At 44.0% G+C, this 1,509-nt stretch carries 1 protein-coding gene; it reads left to right on the forward strand.

Annotated elements, in window-relative coordinates; genetic code table 11:
- The first annotated feature begins 95 nt into the window (after positions 1-95).
- Positions 96-1,274, forward strand: coding sequence for an IS256 family transposase (locus ACSW3C_RS20155; RefSeq protein WP_486564881.1), 1,179 nt, complete (start codon positions 96-98; stop codon positions 1,272-1,274).
- Positions 1,275-1,509 lie beyond the last annotated feature (235 nt).

Consider the following 1,509-nt stretch of genomic DNA (forward strand, 5'->3'; position numbering starts at 1 on the left):
GATTAAGTCCATATAATTGTGTAAATAGGAAAAAGCCACTTCCATCCCTGTGATAAAATGTTTTCAGCGACGATAAACATTTGGAGGAATGGAAAGTGACTCAATTTAATTTTACCTTAGATATGGATATTTTAAAAGACTCTGTGATGAATTCGAACATCGATGCTGTTGTCAAATCAACCATCGTACTGGTCCTTAATGAATATATGGAAAAGGAACGGGACGAGTACTTACAGGCGTCCTCTTATGAACGATCTGATGACCGGATCGATTACCGGAACGGCTATTATGAGCGCGAATACACGATGAGCTTGGGGAAAATTAAACTAAAGGTTCCACGTACTAGACAAGGTGATTTTGCGCCCTCTGTCTTTGAAAAGTACGCCCGTTGCGATCAAGCCCTCGTTCTTTCTATGTTAGAAATGGTCGTAAATGGCGTGTCGACAAGAAAAGTATCCAATGTAGTGGAACAGTTATGCGGGAAGAGTGTATCAAAATCCTTCGTCTCCTCTTTGACATCCAAGCTGGATCCGATTGTCAACGAGTGGGCGAACCGGCCATTGAACACGAAATATTACCCTTATTTATTCGTGGATGCCATGTACATCAAAGTACGGGAGCACCATCGGGTAGTCTCCAAAGCTGTCTATATTGCCCTCGCCATTGACGAAGACGGTCGCCGGGAAATTCTTGGCTTGAAAGTCGATCACAATGAAAGCTTCAAGAGCTGGTCGACCTTTTTCCAATCACTCATTTCGAGAGGCCTCCAGTCACCCAAATTGATCGTTTCCGATGCCCACGAAGGGCTGAAGAAGGCGATTCAACAAGACTTCGTTGGCACGTCTTGGCAACGATGCAATGTCCACTTCAAGCGTAATATTGTCGAAGCCTTGCCGAAGAAAGGCAGCGAGGATGCCATCAGTCTGCTGAAAAGTATGTTTGCGGCCGAAAAGATGGATGCCTTGCGAAGTCTAAAAGATATATTCTTTAAAACGTACGAAGAGAATCCTAAGTACCAAAAGGCGTTAGCTATACTGGACGAAGGGTTTGAAGATTCCATTCAGTATATGAACTTTCCGATTGCCCATCGAAAATCCATTCGGAGTACGAATAGCGTAGAACGACTAAATGAAGAAATACGTAGGCGAGAACGAGTAATTCGGATTTTCCCGAATACCCAATCTGCATTCCGGCTCATCGGTGCCGTATTGATCAGTTATGCAGACTCCAATAAATACTGGAATAGAAAATTGTTTTCAGTTGAAAAGTCGTAAGACTTGATGGGGCGTCAAGCAACTTGACATGGAGCCTCTACGGGCATGAGTCCGAAGCCAGGAAATCCAGCACATACGGCTGGCTTTTCCCGCCAAGGCTATCATGCCCGCCTCTCCAAGTAAAGTTGCGAGTAGAAGAATCGTAGGCGATTCCAGTATTGCCGGGTATAGTGTACTGAAATTAATTAGCTGGAAACATTGAAAGGGAATTTACACAAGATTAAGGACTTGACTC

The organism is Sporosarcina sp. AD_1 (assembly GCF_057373025.1).